The organism is Bradyrhizobium sp. USDA 4516, from assembly GCF_054055915.1.
On sequence record NZ_JBSRXT010000001.1, the window covers coordinates 7,594,584 to 7,609,932 of the forward strand.

The 15,349-nt window shown below is 64.5% G+C and carries 20 protein-coding genes; 6 read left to right on the forward strand and 14 right to left on the reverse strand.

The annotated features are described in order from the left end of the window. Positions 1-42 precede the first annotated feature (42 nt). The 4 genes from ACVI1L_RS34940 (at position 43) to ACVI1L_RS34955 (ending at position 2,860) form a co-directional block, all read left to right on the forward strand. Entirely contained in the window at positions 43-1,290 is a 1,248-nt protein-coding gene (locus ACVI1L_RS34940; RefSeq protein WP_456784966.1) for a DUF763 domain-containing protein, read from the forward strand. A gap of 33 nt (positions 1,291-1,323) precedes the next feature. After that, on the forward strand, positions 1,324-2,076 hold the full coding sequence (locus tag ACVI1L_RS34945; protein ID WP_456784967.1) for a DUF72 domain-containing protein: 753 nt from the start codon (positions 1,324-1,326) through the stop codon (positions 2,074-2,076). Between the two features lie 50 nt (positions 2,077-2,126). Continuing rightward, a complete protein-coding gene (locus tag ACVI1L_RS34950) occupies positions 2,127-2,318 on the forward strand; it encodes a hypothetical protein (protein WP_456784968.1) in 192 nt (63 codons plus the stop codon). Between the two features lie 128 nt (positions 2,319-2,446). Further along, positions 2,447-2,860 carry a CBS domain-containing protein gene (locus ACVI1L_RS34955; RefSeq protein WP_456784969.1) on the forward strand — a complete coding sequence of 138 codons (414 nt, stop codon included), beginning with the start codon at positions 2,447-2,449 and terminating at the stop codon, positions 2,858-2,860. A gap of 192 nt (positions 2,861-3,052) precedes the next feature. Here the strand turns inward: ACVI1L_RS34955 and ACVI1L_RS34960 are convergent, their stop codons facing one another. The 13 genes from ACVI1L_RS34960 to ACVI1L_RS35020 all read right to left on the reverse strand — a co-directional run bounded on the left by ACVI1L_RS34960 (position 3,053) and on the right by ACVI1L_RS35020 (position 13,843). Further along, on the reverse strand, positions 3,053-3,382 hold the full coding sequence (locus ACVI1L_RS34960) for a four-helix bundle copper-binding protein (protein ID WP_028331985.1): 330 nt from the start codon (positions 3,380-3,382) through the stop codon (positions 3,053-3,055). Between the two features lie 9 nt (positions 3,383-3,391). Then, positions 3,392-3,616: a hypothetical protein gene (locus tag ACVI1L_RS34965; RefSeq protein WP_028331984.1), complete on the reverse strand. Its 225-nt coding sequence runs from the start codon at positions 3,614-3,616 to the stop codon at positions 3,392-3,394. Between the two features lie 53 nt (positions 3,617-3,669). After that, a complete protein-coding gene (locus ACVI1L_RS34970) occupies positions 3,670-4,755 on the reverse strand; it encodes a YihY/virulence factor BrkB family protein (protein ID WP_456784970.1) in 1,086 nt (361 codons plus the stop codon). 2 nt (positions 4,756-4,757) lie between these two features. Then, a complete protein-coding gene (locus ACVI1L_RS34975) occupies positions 4,758-5,270 on the reverse strand; it encodes a hypothetical protein (RefSeq protein WP_456784971.1) in 513 nt (170 codons plus the stop codon). A 96-nt stretch (positions 5,271-5,366) separates the two neighbouring features. After that, a complete protein-coding gene (locus ACVI1L_RS34980; RefSeq protein WP_456784972.1) occupies positions 5,367-5,810 on the reverse strand; it encodes a hypothetical protein in 444 nt (147 codons plus the stop codon). A 4-nt stretch (positions 5,811-5,814) separates the two neighbouring features. Next, positions 5,815-6,036: a hypothetical protein gene (locus ACVI1L_RS34985; protein ID WP_050385371.1), complete on the reverse strand. Its 222-nt coding sequence runs from the start codon at positions 6,034-6,036 to the stop codon at positions 5,815-5,817. 33 nt (positions 6,037-6,069) lie between these two features. Continuing rightward, on the reverse strand, positions 6,070-6,915 hold the full coding sequence (locus ACVI1L_RS34990) for a hypothetical protein (protein WP_253623873.1): 846 nt from the start codon (positions 6,913-6,915) through the stop codon (positions 6,070-6,072). Positions 6,916-7,160: 245 nt separating this feature from the next. Continuing rightward, a complete protein-coding gene (locus ACVI1L_RS34995; RefSeq protein WP_028331979.1) occupies positions 7,161-7,415 on the reverse strand; it encodes a hypothetical protein in 255 nt (84 codons plus the stop codon). 357 nt (positions 7,416-7,772) lie between these two features. Further along, positions 7,773-8,192, reverse strand: coding sequence for a hypothetical protein (locus ACVI1L_RS35000; protein WP_456784973.1), 420 nt, complete (start codon positions 8,190-8,192; stop codon positions 7,773-7,775). A gap of 89 nt (positions 8,193-8,281) precedes the next feature. Beyond that, positions 8,282-9,028: a Crp/Fnr family transcriptional regulator gene (locus ACVI1L_RS35005; protein ID WP_456784974.1), complete on the reverse strand. Its 747-nt coding sequence runs from the start codon at positions 9,026-9,028 to the stop codon at positions 8,282-8,284. Then, positions 9,029-12,199: a CheR family methyltransferase gene (locus ACVI1L_RS35010; protein WP_456784975.1), complete on the reverse strand. Its 3,171-nt coding sequence runs from the start codon at positions 12,197-12,199 to the stop codon at positions 9,029-9,031. Positions 12,200-12,563: 364 nt separating this feature from the next. Then, the gene (locus ACVI1L_RS35015; protein WP_057018646.1) at positions 12,564-12,833 is read right to left on the reverse strand and encodes a hypothetical protein; all 270 of its coding nucleotides are present in this window, start codon (positions 12,831-12,833) and stop codon (positions 12,564-12,566) included. After that, complete coding sequence (locus ACVI1L_RS35020) at positions 12,833-13,843, reverse strand: chemotaxis protein CheB (protein WP_057018645.1); 1,011 nt, start codon at positions 13,841-13,843, stop codon at positions 12,833-12,835. Before ACVI1L_RS35020 ends, ACVI1L_RS35015 begins: the two co-directional genes overlap by 1 nt. Between ACVI1L_RS35020 and ACVI1L_RS35025 the strand changes: the two genes are divergently transcribed. Both ACVI1L_RS35025 and ACVI1L_RS35030 read left to right on the forward strand, forming a co-directional pair. Next, complete coding sequence (locus ACVI1L_RS35025) at positions 13,818-14,357, forward strand: response regulator (RefSeq protein ID WP_309143529.1); 540 nt, start codon at positions 13,818-13,820, stop codon at positions 14,355-14,357. The genes ACVI1L_RS35020 and ACVI1L_RS35025 overlap by 26 nt on opposite strands. Positions 14,358-14,443: 86 nt before the next feature. Beyond that, complete coding sequence (locus tag ACVI1L_RS35030; protein WP_229192086.1) at positions 14,444-14,623, forward strand: hypothetical protein; 180 nt, start codon at positions 14,444-14,446, stop codon at positions 14,621-14,623. Between the two features lie 330 nt (positions 14,624-14,953). On the opposite strand, the gene ACVI1L_RS35035 is transcribed toward ACVI1L_RS35030, so the two are convergent. Beyond that, positions 14,954-15,133 (reverse strand): hypothetical protein, encoded by a 180-nt coding sequence (locus ACVI1L_RS35035; protein WP_057018644.1) that lies wholly within the window; start codon positions 15,131-15,133, stop codon positions 14,954-14,956. Between the last annotated feature and the right edge of the window lie 216 nt (positions 15,134-15,349).

Sequence of the window (15,349 nt, forward strand, 5' to 3'; positions counted from 1 at the left end):
TTTGCTGGTAGATTGGACGCCGATTCAGCATCCGGGAGCCCGATGGCCCGACGCACCGGCAGCGCCGATCTTCCGCTCCATGGCGGCCGCGTGCCGCCATGGCTGGCGGCGCGTATGGCGACGCTGGGTGGCATCATCACCCAGGCCGTCGTCCACCATTACGGCCGCGATGCCTTTTTGCAGCGACTGTCGCATCCATTCTGGTTCCAGTCGTTCGGCGCCGTGATGGGCATGGACTGGCACTCGTCCGGCATCACCACCAGCGTCATCGGTGCGCTGAAGCGAGGTCTGGCGCCGCTGCAAGGCGAGCTCGGAATCCATGTCTGCGGCGGGCGCGGCAAGCATTCGCGCCGCACGCCCGATGAACTGTCCGCCCTCGGCGACCGCGTCGGATTCGACGGTGCCGCCCTGACCCGCGCGAGCCGGCTGGTGGCCAAGGTCGACAGCGCCGCGGTGCAGGACGGATTCGAGCTCTACCTGCATGGCTTCTTCGTCACCGACGACGGCAAATGGACCGTCGTCCAGCAAGGCATGAACGGCGACAAGCGGCAGGCCCGCCGCTATCACTGGCACTCCGAGGGCCTGCGCAGCTTCGTCGACGAGCCGCACAGCGCGATCGACGGCCCGGCGCAGGGCGAGATCGTCAATCTCACCGATCACCGCGCCGAAAGCTCACGCCAGGCGCAGCTCGATCTGCTCGCTGCGCTTGGGCCGGACGGCATCACGCGCGAATATGCCGAGCTGACGCAGAGCGCGACCGCGCAACCGGATCTCCTGCACCTGATCATGCCCACGCATCACGACGTGCGCTCGAGCGACGTGTTCGTGCGCCGCCTGCACGGCACCTTGGCCGCGGCTGCCGATCGCGGGCCGCTGGATTTTCCCGAGCTGCTGCTGACGCCCGGCGTCGGCGCCCGCACGGTGCAGTCGCTCGCGATGGTCGCCGAGGTCGTTCACGGGACGCCCTACCGCTTCCGCGATCCGGCGCGCTTCTCGCTCGCCCATGGCGGCAAGGACCGTCATCCCTTCCCGGTGCCGATCAAGGTCTATGACGAGACCATCCGCGTGCTGAAGTCGGCCGTGCAGCAGGCAAAGCTCGGCCGCGATGAGGAGATGCAGGCCCTGAAGCGGCTCGACGATCAGGCCCGCAGATTGGAACGAACCGCCACCGGCCCCTCCTTCGAGGCGTTTGTCGCGAACGAGCGGGCCCGTTCTCCTGCGCTCGACGGCCGCTCGGTGTTCGGCTGGGAAGCCGACCTTGCCGAGCGCGACGGGATCACCAAGCCTTAAAGCGAAGGCTTGATCCACCGCTTGGACCATCGCATGGCGCGCGTATTGATTGGCACCTCCGGCTGGCACTATTCGTCCTGGCGCGGTCCGTTCTTTCCCAGGGGCTTGCCGCTCAAGCGGCAACTCGACTACTACGCGACGCAGTTTCCGACGACTGAGCTGAACGGCGTCTTCTACCGCACGCCGACCGAACAGGCGGTGACAGGCTGGCGCGATGCGACCGATGCGGATTTCGTCTTCGCCTGGAAGGCGTCGAAATTCATCACGCACTGGAAGCGCCTCTCCGCGAACTCGGTCAACAGTCTCCAATTGCTGGAAGAGCGTCTGTCGTTGCTGCGCAACAAGGCCGGCCCGGTCCTGTTTCAGCTGCCGCCGAACTTCACGATCGATGCCGATCGGCTAGCCTCGTTCCTGAAGCTGTTGAAGCGGCGGCGGCGCTATGCGTTCGAATTCCGCCACCCCAGCTGGTACGCGCCGCATATCCTGAAGCTGCTGGCGGATCGCAATATCGCGCTCTGCATTTCCGATCACCACGACGCCCCGGCGCCGTGGAAACGGACCGCGGATTTCGTCTACGTCCGCGGCCACGGCCCGGGCGGCCGATATCGCGGGCACTACAAGCCGGCCGAGCTTTCCGACTGGGCCAAACGCATCCGCGGCTGGAAGCGGCAGGGATGCGACATCTATGTCTATTTCGACAACGACCAGAAGAGCGCAGCGCCGGCGGATGCCAAACGGCTTTGCGCGCTGCTCGGCGCCACCGTTCCCCGGCGGCGTTCGCAATAGGAACGAACGGTTCCAGCCTGCATTGGCTCCCAAGGAAAGGAGCCGGTGCGATGCCATCCGATGCGTTGAAAGCCATTGCGCTGAACCGCACGCTGAAGCGGGGCAAGGATCCCTCCCCGACCGACTACAAGGACCTCGAAAAGCCCTACGACAAGACTGTGCAGACCACCGCCATGCTTGCGGCCAACGCGGCACATCTTGCACGCCTGCTGAAGTCGGCGACCTATCCCGGCGTAGCCTAGGCACGGAGCGGGACATGCCGCTTCATCCGACCTGGACCAACATTGCCATCCGCCTCGCCTTGTTAGGAACGCCGTTCCGGGCGGCATCGTTAGGCCGTTGACGCAACCAGCCAAATGGAGAGGCTATCATGAAGGTTTGCGACGCGATGACACCTGACGTCCAGCTGTGCACCCCCGACGATACGCTCCGCGATGCTGCAGAAGCGATGGCAGCGCTTGGCGTCGGCCTGCTGCCGGTTACCGATAGCGAGCGCCTGGTCGGCATGATCACGGACCGCGACATCGCGCTTCGCGGCCCCGACTCGCGGGTCGGCGACGTCATGACGGCCGAGGTGAAGTATTGTTTCGAGGATCAGGAGCTCGACGACATCGCGCAGAACATGGGTGCGATCCAGGTTCGGCGCCTGCCGGTGCTGAGCCGGGACAAGCGCCTGGTCGGAATCATCGCCCTCGGGGATATCGCCCTGATCCAGGCCAGCGATGGTACGGGCATGGCGCTCAGCCAGATCTCACGCCCGACCACCCAACACGCGCAACTCTAGACTTACACGGCTCCGCTTCGCGGCCCTGGCTCGCAAAGGCTCGGCTCGCGAAGCGGAGCGTCAGGTGTGCCAATGGCCGACTATGTACCTTGGATCGTGATTGCCGCCGGGGTCATCGCCCTGATCGTCACGGCGCTGCTCTGGCGCGCCCACTACGTCAGCTCCGATTGACCGAACGGGGAACTCGCGCCGTCAGGCCGCCATCTTGCGGCAGGATTCCGCGCAGGCACGGCACATCGCCACGCATTCGTCCATGCCGCCGACGCGCTCGCAATCCTCAGCGCATTCACCACAGATCTCCGCGCATTCCCGGCAGGTGTGCTTGTGGTGCGGGGTGTTGATCAGCATGAAATGGGCCGCCGTCCGGCACATTTCCGCACAAGCCATCATCAATCGGAAATGCGCCGGCTCGACATGCTTGCCGCCGGTGACGAGACAATGGTTCATGGCCGTGCCCAGGCAGGTCCTGTAGCAGGACAGACAGGTCTCGACGCATCGGTTCATTTCCTCAGAGAATGCCATGTCGATACCTCACGCCTGCGCCAGCAGCTGGCGCAGGTAGCAGAGTCCATCAAGGGTCAGCTTCGACTCGCGGACTTCGCCCTGCGCGATCTCGGCTTCGAGGAAGGTCTCGAGTTCGGGAAGCGCGCGGTCGAACCTGTCCGCGATGCCCATCAGCTCGCAGGTTTGCTTGATCCGCTCGATCGGTTTTTCCAGCACGTTGATCTCAACCATTTTGGCATAAGCGCGGGTCATGCCGTTGGTTCCTATGCTCATTGCCGGGTGCGCTGCTGCGGGGTCTGCGCCGGCTAAGACGCCCTGCCGACCGTGTCGGCCATGGTTGCGCCACGCGCTCCGAGCGGCTTGCGGCGGCCCTCGGTCGAATCGAGCATGGTCTGATGCTCGATCTCTGAATTCAGCTCTGCCCCGCACAGCACAATGATGGCGGACATCCACATCCACGTCATCAGACCGATGGCAGCCCCCAGCGAGCCATAGGTCGCGTTGTAATCGCCGAAGTTCGCCAGATACCAGGAGAGCAGCACCGAGCCGGCCAGCCACAGCACGGCCGCTGCGACGGCGCCGACGCTGAGCCACTGCCAGCGCGGCCTGGTTCGGCTCGGACCATAGCGGTACAGCACCGCGAGCGCGGTGAGGAGCAGGAGCACCAGGATCGGCCACCGTCCGAACCGGATGACGAGCTCGGCCGTCGTGCCCAGTCCGACCTGCTGTAGCAGAAGCGGGACGACGACCACCGCTCCGACCATCAGCATGATGGAAATCAGCCCGGCGATCGTGAACGAGAGGGACATCAGATTGAGTTTGACGAAGCTGCGCTTTTCCTTCTCGTCATAGACGACGTTGAGCGCATCGAAGATCGCCTTCATGCCGGCATTGGCGCTCCAGATCGCGATCAGCAGGCCGGCGGCAAAGGTCAGGCCGAGCGTCGAGGTCCCCTTCGCGAGCACGCGCGCGATCTGGTCCTGGACGATCGCAAACGAGCCTTCCGGCAGCATCAGCGCCAGGCTCTGCAGGTTCGATGAGATCGTGGACGGATCGGCGAACAGGCCGTAGCTCGAGACCAGCGCGGTGATCGCCGGGAAGATCGCCAGCAAGCCGTAGAACACGACGCCGGCCGCGGTTGCCAGCAGACGGTCCTCGTCGATCTGCTGATAGGTGCGGAGCAGAATGTCCTTCCAGCCGGCAGTCGGAATCTCGAGCGGCGTGTCGGCGAGCCGTCCACGATCTTGCGTTTCCGCTAGCATGGGTTCGACGCCCTGTTCCAGAACGGACGGCCGCTCCGATCGGGACAGCTGGCGAGAGATCGCCAACGTCGCCAGAGCCGTTGCACCGGCGAGCATCAGGTCGTTCGGCCAATTGCGCAGCGTAGCCATCGCTAGTCCTGGATCGCGTCGCGCTGACGCCGGGCGCGCGATGCAGCAAACCAGCCGACAAGCATGATTGCAGCCCCGGCGGCCAGTGCGCGGGTGGTGGGATCTATGCTCGCCCCTGCTCCCGTCCGAGTGGTGGCGATCACCCGCGCGGCGACGGGCACTGCGATCGCGCGCTTGAGCATGTCGGCCTGTCGGCCCGGGCGCGGCACGGCCGGCCCAGGACGCGCGAGCAGCACGCGGCCCATGACGAGCCCCAGGATCCCGAGGAGGACAAAGGCGCCGCCGATCACGGCATATGCGATCCAGATGCCGTAATGCACTTCAAGGGCGTGGAAAGCCGCGCCAACGCCGATCCCGATCGCGATCAGAAGCGAGACCGCACCCGCCAGCATGAAGCTGCATGCAAACGCGTAGCCGGTCACGAGGCGCGTCATCCATTGTCGCAAGTCCGCAAGGTAGGAGCGGAAGATCAGGCTCAGCGAAGATGACGTGTTGACGCGCATGACGAGGTCCATTGCAAGTCGGCATCCGACAACCCGGCGGGAAGATCGACGTTCCTCCCCCGGCAACGCGCAACAGTTCGCGCCAATCGGGGCCGCCCGGTCCGAGCGCTAACTGACCGGAGGGAGATTTGCGCGTGGTGGCATGGAGCTCGGGAATGGCTTGGCGACCAAGAGCGTCCCGCGCTCGTCGGTTTCGAGCGCGATCTTCTGGGCAAGCATCACGTCGCCCGCCGCCAGCGCACCGACGGGCCGGAAGCACCAGCCCAGCACGATGCGATCGCCGCTGTCCATCTCATAGACGTTGGTCGAGGTGCCATAGCAAATCCGGTATCGCTTGCCGGACTCCGAGCCGATGACGTCGAAGCGCTTATACTTTTCGAACTGCGCCCGCTGCTCGGGTGACAGCCACGCGGACAGCAGCGCAAGTCCGCGCGCCTCAATTCGCTCATAGGCCTGCCAGCGATCCCAGATCGCGGCCAGCGTCGCACCCAGCGTGCTGGCGGCGCGCCGGAGCACGGACCGCAGGGACATCTCGCGCAGACGGGCGAGCATGGCGTCAGCCGCCGACCAGCCTCGGATAGAACAGGGTTTCCTCGGCGGTCGGATCGAGCGCGCGGACCAACTTCGCCTCTCCGGTCGCTTGCCGGATTGCGGCGGTGTAGCCATCCGACGTGAGCTGGGTGAAGCGAGCATTCGCCCAGGCCAGCTGCTCACTGTTGTCGGGATCGAACTGCTGCCGCGTGTCGCCGGAGTGATCCATCACCAAGATCGTTGCCATCATCGTCTCCTTTGAAGGACATTCACAACTGCATCAGACAATCGGCACGGCCGTCGTCGGCCTACCGCCCATCCACTCCGGCGCGGCGCCGTCGCGGTGACGGCCGCCCGCGCCGGCCGCGGCCCACGCGGCGACCGCACCGAACAGCAGCGCCGCTGCAACCGAGAACGCCAAAATCACCGCGCTGCGCCGCGACCGCTGGATGGCGGTCCTGGCATCGCCCATCACGCTGTCGACGCGCTTCTCCGCCTCCGCAGCAGGCAGACCGGTCGCGGCCGCCACCTGCTGGATCAGATAGCTGCGATCGTCGGAGCTGACGCCACTGCGGCTGGAGCTCGTCAGCAGGATGCGACCGGCCTCTGCCCGCTCATAGCCGATATCGAGATTGGCCGGACGCCGCACTGACCGGTACAGGCGGTCGAGCTCGGCGCTCAGCAGCGGCTCCGCGGCCGTCGCAGATGGCCGGTTCTGAACCACCGGACGCGCGGTTGACAGGCCAACCAGCGCGACGATCGTAGCACCGAGGATGACGGCGAGCGCCCAGGCGGTCAGGCCGTGAAGCCCGTCGCGGCTGTCGATCTCGTCGGATGGCGTCGCGCCGATCACGCGCTGGGCCCGGCCGGCGATGTAGCCGCCGACGCCGAAGCTCACCAATGCCTGCAGGATCAGATACAGCCCCGACAGCAACGCGAGCGCGGCTGATGCGTCGCGCCATGACGGCGAGCTTGAACTGACACCCAACCCGACCGCCGCGCCGAAGCCGATCAGGATCACCGACAGCGCCGCCGCAGCCAGCGCGCCGGCGATGACCGGACTCCATTGCAGCCGAAGCCCGGTCCTGTTGGCGGCGGACACGGCAAGCCCTCGCTCGTTATCCATGACGCGCCTACCGCAGCCCGAAGAACGACAATATCGCCAAAATGACCACGATCAGTCCGACCAGATAAATCAACTGGTTCATGAAAACCTCCTCCGTCCTTCCCGTCCTGACAATCTGGTGGAGAAGCCAAGGTTCCTACGCGGACGAACCGGCGCGATGCGGCAGGCCAATAAAAAGGGCCCCGCCGATGCGAGGCCCTCATTGGTCGTCGCGATCTGCTGATCGCGACGTGCGACCAACACCGTTAGTCGTCGTCCCAGTCATGACCACGGATCACGAAGCCGCGGTCGCGGTAGTAGTCGCGATGATGGTTGTACCAGCCGTGGTGCCAGCCCCGGTCATGCCGGTATACGTCGACGCGCGGACCACCATAATATCGATCGCCGTAGTAGCCGTGGTCGCGGCCGACATAGATGCCCACACCCTGCGCGCTCGCAACGGTCGGTGCCGCTATCGAGAGTGCCGCAACCGCGGCAAGAGCGTAAGTAAGCTTCGTCATGGCATCCTCCTTTCTAGTACGCCGTGATAACGACTGGCGTCCGCGCATGTTGCAGGAACAGGATCGGAACTTTCCTGAACGTTCCTTCACCATCATGGCGGCTGGACGTGACCGGAGGACGAGATCGAGGAGCCCTCGACGCTCTACTCGATCGCTGTGGCTCCACTCCCTGTTCGACACAAGTGACCCCAGCTCAGGGATGGAGAGCTGGGGTCGTAGCGGGGTTCTCCTGGTTAGCGCTGACGGCCGGTCGGCGCGTCAGCTCGCGAGAGCATGCGCGTCGAAGTCAGTTCCGGCACTAACGTCTGCAAATGTGCGACGCACAATCGTGCCGCTGCGATTGCCCGATCAGACCGCCTAGCGCCACATGCTCGGGGCGGTGCGCAACGCGGCTTGGCCTGCGATGCGCAGCTCATCGATTGACGAGCGTCCCTCGCGAATGGCCCGCAGCAATCCAGAGGCGACGTTGGTCCGCTTCGTCGTATCCGAGCGCGGCACGCCTCCGCAGACCTCGTCGAGCACCGCGCGAAGCACTGCCGCCGTCTCTCCATCGAGCATGATTGCCTCCCTGCCCTCGTGGATCGAACTGCATCGTAGCGCGAGACCGCGCGAGAGGAGTTCAAGTATGTTAACAGCCGTATCCAAATCTTGCGCGGCCACCGTCGCGCTGTCTTCGTCGTGACAAATCACTGTCACGTTCAGATCGACAGTACGCTCTGCAAAATGACACGCGCCTGCATCTGCATCAGTCTCGCTGCGACATTTCAAGGATCGCATCAGCGAACGCCTGCGGCGCCTCGCGCACCAGCCGCGCCGGCATCCGTCGCGATTTCAGGGGGAGCAGCATAGAGCCGCCTTGCCGCGTCTCAGCCGCGCCGCTTGGTGTGCAGATAGTCGGCCGAAAACAGCGCCGTATCCTTGAGCAGCTTCAGGTCGTTGATCGTCAGCATGCGATCGCGCAGCACGATCAGGCCGGAGCCGCGCAGCTCCTGCAGCGTCCTGTTGACGTGGACCACCGACAGGCCGGTGGCATCGGCGAGATCCATCTGCGTGACCGGGAACAGGCAGGAATCGCCGTCGATCATTCCAACCGGCAGCAGGCGCTCATGGAGTTCGCACAACAGATGCGCGACCCGCTCCAGCGCCACGCGCCGTCCGATATTGACCGTCCATTCCCGCTGGATCGCGCTGTTCACCATGGTTTCGCACCACAGCGCCTCCTCCAGCGAACGGTCGCTCGCCAGCAGTTGCTCGAACGCCGGCCGCTTGATGTCGGCATAGGTGACCGGGGTCAGCGCGCCGATCGAATGATCCATCACCGACAGCAGATAAACGCAGGCGTCGCAGCTGTCGCCCGGCAGGATGAAATTGACGATCTGGCGGCGGCCGTCCGGCAGCGTCTTGTAGCGGCAGAGCCAGCCCGACAGGATGATCCTGACGCTCTCGACCGGATCGCCCTCGGTGGCGAGGTCTTCGCCCGGGCGGGCCCGATGCAGCCCTTCCTGGATCGCCTGTTGCAGCAACGCGACCCCGCGTTCGGACAATTGCCGCAGGGCGTTAAGCCGCCGGATCACCGGCTGCGCCAGATTTCCCTCGAGGATCGGGGGATGCATCTAGCTCCCCATGCTCGGCGTATGGATGGCTTGCGGGTTCATCGGTATGGCGATCGTGCAGTGCAGTCCCGACGGATTGAACTCGAGCGTGCTCTTGCCCTTGAACTCGAACGCCAGCGTCCGCTCCAGGAGATCGGATCCAAATCCCCTGCGGCGCGGCGGCGCCACCGCGGGCCCGTTGCGCTCGCGCCAGTCGAACAGCAGTTGCCGCGGATCGGCCGCATCATCGATGCGCCATGAGACGTCGATGCGCCCGGCCGTATCGCTCAGCGCGCCATACTTCAAGGCATTGGTTGCGAGCTCGTGGAGTGCCAGCGCGAAGGTCTCCGCGGCCTTGGGCTGGAGCCGGATCCTGGGACCTGCGACCTTCAGTTGCTCGCCTTCCTTCGCGTTGTACGCAAGCAATTCCTCGACCACGAGATATTCGAGGTCGACGCCGCCTTCCGGATCGCGGGTCACCAGCGATTGGGTCCGCGCGAAGGCGTTGAGCCGGCCGTCGAGATGCGATGCGTAGTCCTCGACGTTCGCGCTGGTCTCGGCCGAGCGGCGCGCGATCGAGCGGACCACGCCGAGCGTGTTGCGCACGCGATGCTGCAGCTCGGCAAGCAGCAGCCGCTGCCGCTCCTCGGCCCGCGTGATCGCGGTGACGTCGATGAAGGTGATCACGACGCCGGCGATGAAATTGTCGATGCTGCGGTACGGCAGGATGCGCACGATATAGCGCGTGCCGCTGTCGGGCGCGGTCAGCTCGCGCTCGGCGCTGGCCAGCGTCCGCAGCACGCGCCGCACATCGTCGTAGAGCTCCTCGATCGGGATACGCGCCTTGATATGCGCGATCGGGCGGCCGACATCGGTTTCGACCAGATGCAGCAAATGCGTGATCGCCGGCGTGAAGTTCATCACCTTCAGATCGTTGTCCAGGAACACGGTCGCGATCTGCGTGCTCTCGAGGAAGTTCTTCAGGTCGCTGGTGGCGCGGGTCAATTCCTGCACGCGGTGCGCCAGCTCGCCGTTGACGGTCGTCAGCTCCTCGTTGACCGACTGCAATTCCTCGCGCGAGGTCTCTAGTTCCTCGTTGGCGGATTGCAGCTCCTCATTGAGCGATTGATACTCCTCGTTGGAGGATTTCAGTTCCTCATTGGTGCTTTCGAGCTCCTCGATCGTGGCCTGCAACCGCTCACGGGTGGCGCGCAGCTCGCTCTCCAGCCGCTCGACATGCTCGGTCCTGACCAGAACGTTGGGATTGGTTTCGGCGCGATCCACAGGGCGGATCGGCCCATCCTTGAACAGCACGACGAAATTGCGGTGACCCGCAGGGCCGTCGAGAATTGGTTCGGCCGTGATGTCGACCAGCACGCGATGCCCGTTGACGCCGAGTTGCACCTGCTCGGCATGCGCGGCCTCGTTGGTTTCCGCGGCACGGCTGAGCGCCGTGCGCAGCTCAAGTCTGAGGTCGCGGTGCACGAGTTGCAGCAGGTCGAGGGTCGCCGTGCCTGCGGTCGGCTCGATATAGCGGCCGGTGCGGCCGGAGAAATGCAGGATGTGAAAGTGGTCGTCGGTGATCACATAGGCCGGCGCATAGCGCTCGGCGATGCGCTGGGCGCGGCGCTCGAGGCCGACATCGGGACCGATGGAGCGGACCGGTGGTATGTCGATCGCGGCTCGACCGGCCGCCGTCGTGATCGGGAATTCCGGCGGCAGCCGCGTCCCGGTCTCGAGCTTCTTGAAGATGCGTGCGCGCCGGTCGACCGGCGCGAACAGCTTCGGATGCCGCGTGACGTTCTCGGAATTGCCGAGAAACAGGTACCGGTCCGGCAGCAGCGCAAAATGGAACAGCGGAATGACGCGGTTCTGCAGCTCGGCATTGAGATAGATCAGGAGGTTGCGGCACGAGATCAGATCGAGCTTGGAGAACGGCGCGTCCTTGATGACGTTGTGCTGCGAGAAAATGCACATCTCGCGCAGCTCCTTGACGACGCAGTAGGTGTCGCCTTCGCGCACGAACCAGCGCGCCAGCCGTTCCGGCGTCATATCGTTCTCGATGCTGGTGCGATAGCGCCCGACGCGCGCGGCGGCGAGCGCGCGCCCGTCGATGTCAGTCGCGAAGATCTGCACCTGCGGCACCGAGTCGAGACCGGCCATATGCTCGCGCAGCAGGATGCCGATCGAATAGGCCTCTTCGCCGGTCGCGCAGCCAAGCACCCAGACACGCACCTGCTGGCCGGCACCCTTCCCTTCGAATATCTTCGGGATGATCTGGGTTTCCAGGACATCGAACTCCTTCTTATCGCGGAAGAATTCCGTGACGCCGATCAGGAGGTCGTTGAACAGATGTTGCGCCTCGTCCTTGTCGTTTCTCAGGAAATCGACATAGGCGGAGATATCGTCGATCTGCACCACCTGCATGCGGCGCTGAACGCGGCGCAGGAAGGTGTTCTGCTTGTAGCCGTGGAAATCGTTGCCGGTCTTGTTGCGAAGGATATCCGCAATGCGCGCAAGCGAGGTTGCCGCCGCGGCCAGCACCTCGTCGAACCCCTGCTTCTCCTCGAGCCGGCGCAGGTGGCGGGCATAGACGTCGATATGCTCGGGAATGGCCTCGGGCGGCAGCACAAAATCCGCGATCGCCACGGCCGAATTGCCTTCCGCGTGCGGATCGGGTTCGCCATCCCCGATGCGCTCGGCGATCGCCAGGCCGCCATGATCCTTCAGGGTCGCGACCCCGAGCGTGCCGTCGCCACCGGTGCCGGCCAGCACCACGCCGATCGATTCCTCGGCGCGCTCCTCCGCCAGCGACACCAGGAAACTGTCGATGGTGGCCCGCTCGGCGCGCGCCTGCTCGGCGCGCCGCACGGCGAAACGGTCGCCATGAACGGTGGTGATCATGTCGGACGGACACAGATGGATCGTGCCACCCTCGACGAGCTGTCCGTCGCTGATCTCGGACAGCCGGGCGCCTTCCGATCGCTGCAACGCTTCGCGCAACCGGGTGTCCTCGATGGCATCCCGGTACTGCAACACGAGCACGACGGCCTGGTCCGGATTGAGCCTCAGCTTCGAGAAGAACCGCTCGATGCTGTCGAGGGTGCCGGCGGACGCGCCCACACCTATGATCAGCGGCGCCTTGGACTGGCGCTCTTCGTCTCCGCTCTGGGATTGGCCAACATCATCCATGATTGCAGCGGCTCTCATTCTCCTGCTGGCGTCTCGCCCGCGTCTTTTGATAGCAGAGTTTAGTCCTATCCCAACGGGATAGGTAGGAATTCTCCAACCTCCCGGGAACCTCGACTCCGGGATCGATTGCCCTCCAAAACCGGAAGGGTCATAGTTAGGTGATGGAAGGCGACCCGACGATAGATGGATCCGGAGAGCTCACAGCCCTGATCAGGCGTGCGGAACGGGCGACTGCAGAAGCCCATCGCCTCATCGACGAGAACGACCTCTGGCGCCAGCGCGTCCTGCAGCAGTTTGACCACATGTTCGAATTTGGAGCGGAGTTCAGGGCGCAGAGGCGCATCCCCGATCCTCCTCCCGGGCGCTAGTGCGATGTCACCCGCTCCTCGAGATATGCGACCCGCTGCACGATCAGGGTTCGATGCCGCTCCCACTCGATCAAGGTCTGCTTGAGCAAGCCGACCAGCCGCTCGGCTTGCACAGTGTCGTGACCGGCCCGTTGCAGCCAATCCAGCAGATCCTGCTGGCCGCGCAGCCGCCTCCAGCCCTCCTCGATATCGACGTCCGCCTTGACCAGCAGCGCACGTTCGGACCGCAGCTGTTCGGCCCAGTTCGCATGCTCAGCGCTGGCCATCACGGTTCCTTCCGCACCGGTCGCTTCGGATCGAGCGATTGTAGCATGACTCGCCGGATCATATCGGCGTATTCGCGATATTCAGCGGCGCGCGCGTCATACATTTGCGCGACCGCCGGGCGACCGCTCTGGCGGCCGTCCTCGGCCATCCGGTGCACCAGTTCGGCGCGCTCCTCGATGATGCGGAGTGCGACCCGAAGCGCCTCGTCAACCCGGCCCTCCTGCTCCTTGGCAAGCGCGTCGGCCGTATAGGCGTGACCGACCTGACAGCGGAATCGCAGCGGGTGCCCGACCTTGAGCTCGGAAAGGACGCCGCCGCACCCCGGACAGGTCAGCGGCGCGGGATCGGCAATCTCGACCAGCGTATCGCTGCCGACGCGCTCGCCCGCCGCAATTTTCACCTCCAGCACGATCTCCGGCGGAATCGGCAGGATCGCGCCGGGCCGCTCCCGGACCAGATCGGACAGCACATCGCCAAGCCGTGCACCCGGGATACAGAGGTCAACCGTGGTCGCTTCCAATGCCCTGAGCGGCATTTCATCGGAAATAGCGTCCTGGGGCTCCTGAACCAGTGCGACCCCACCGCAGCGCTTGATCGCGTTCAGGCCCGCCGCGCCGTCGGACAGCAGGCCGCTGAGCACAACGCCAATCACGCGCGGTCCATAGTGCAGTGCGGCCGAGCGAAACAGCGCGTCGATCGCCGGCCGGACCAGATTTTCGCGTGGCCCGCGGCCGAGCATCAGGTGGCCGTTCTGGATCAGCAGATGGTGGTCCGGCGCCGCCAGATAGACGTGACCATTTTCGATGACCATGCCGCTTTCCGCCTGCCGGACCGGCAGCTTGCCGGCTGCGCTCGCGACCGTGGAGAGAATGCCGATGCCGTGAGACGGTATGTGCAATACGATGAAGACCGCGGCCGGCAGATCCACCGGCAGCCGGCCCAGAATCTCCTTCAACGGTGCAGTCGCCCCAGCCGAACCGCCGATGACGATGATGTCCCGATTGGACATGGAACCTGCCTTTTCCAATATTGTTTACAACAAGGCGAGCATTCGGCTTATGTTCCAATTTTGCGACGACATCACGCCGGGTACGGCCCGAATCGACATGTCTGAATTTGCACCTTTGCGCGAACGCCCTCTCCTGACCGGACGGCGCGTCCTGATTGTCGAAGACGAATATTTCCTTGCCGACGACATGCGCAGCGCGCTGCGTGCGCTCGGTGCCGATATCGCCGGGCCGGCCGGTGACATCGACGATGCGCTTCGTATCCTTCAAGACGGCGGCGTGATCGATGGAGCGGTGCTCGATGTAAACATCCGCAAGCAGATGATCTATCCGGTCGCGCGCGAGCTGCAGGCGCGCGGCGTGCCGATGGTGTTCACCTCGGGATACGACAAGATCGTGCTGAGCAGCGAATTCGCGGACGTTCCATTGTGGGAGAAGCCGTTCGATCATCGCGCCATGGCGCACGGGCTCGCCGGCATGATCCTGCGTGGCAATGACGCTGCTGGACACGAATAATCCGCTGGAGCATTTGCAAATGTTAGTGCGGAGGTCTGCAGAGGGCCTCACGATACCCCGGTCACGATATCGGACGGGGGTGCATAATGACCGAGATCGAAAGACGTATCGAGCTGCTGGAGCAGACGGCCGCAGAGAGCGCGCTGATCGCCGACCTCTCAACCGTCACGGAAACCCGCATCCGTAACGCCCAATTGGCAAACGAGTTGCGCCTCGTCGTCGCGCAGCTCAGGACCTTGAGGCCGGGTGACGCTCATATTGTCTGATTGTCTCGGTCCACGATCTCCGGCGAACCGGCGGCGTGATGCATCCTCCCATCGTTTTCAGGAAGGACAGCGACACTGCACGATTCAACGGATCGGATCGCGGAATGCCGGCAACTGGCCGACGAGGCCGACCGTCTGGCCTCGACGTCCGGCGTCGAAAGGACGCGCAAGGATTACGAGTTGCTGGCCAAGTCCTGGCGACGATTGGCGCTGAGCTACGAATTCTCCATGCATCTCGAACGCTTCATCAAGGCCCGCTAGTCGACGCCCGCTAGTCGACCCACCGGCCGGTCGGGATATTGCAGGTGCCCGCCCGCACCAGCGAAAGCCTTACGTATCGTTGTCGCGGTGGGCTTTGATCTCCATGCGCGTGCTCGCGGAATTACGCACCGATTGCCGCAACTCGGCGAGCTGATCGTCTCGCTGATCCGCGAGCGATCGCTTCTGTGCGCGCAACGTGAGACTTTCTTCGATGGCAAGCTGAGCGCGGGCGAACAGGGGATCGATCATCGACGAAACATGTCACCCGATCGCTGCCGCCGCCCTGTCATGTGATAAGTCCGAAGCGGCTTTGCTCCGAGGCGGTGCGACAAACGTAACTCATGAGACATCGAAGATTGTTCGAACGCGGTCGTCGCCGGCGTCGATGCGCCGCTTCATGGCCTGCTCCCTGGCGGGGCTGATACAGTAATCACCCCATGGCTCCGCCTCCGCAAGGTGCGAAAG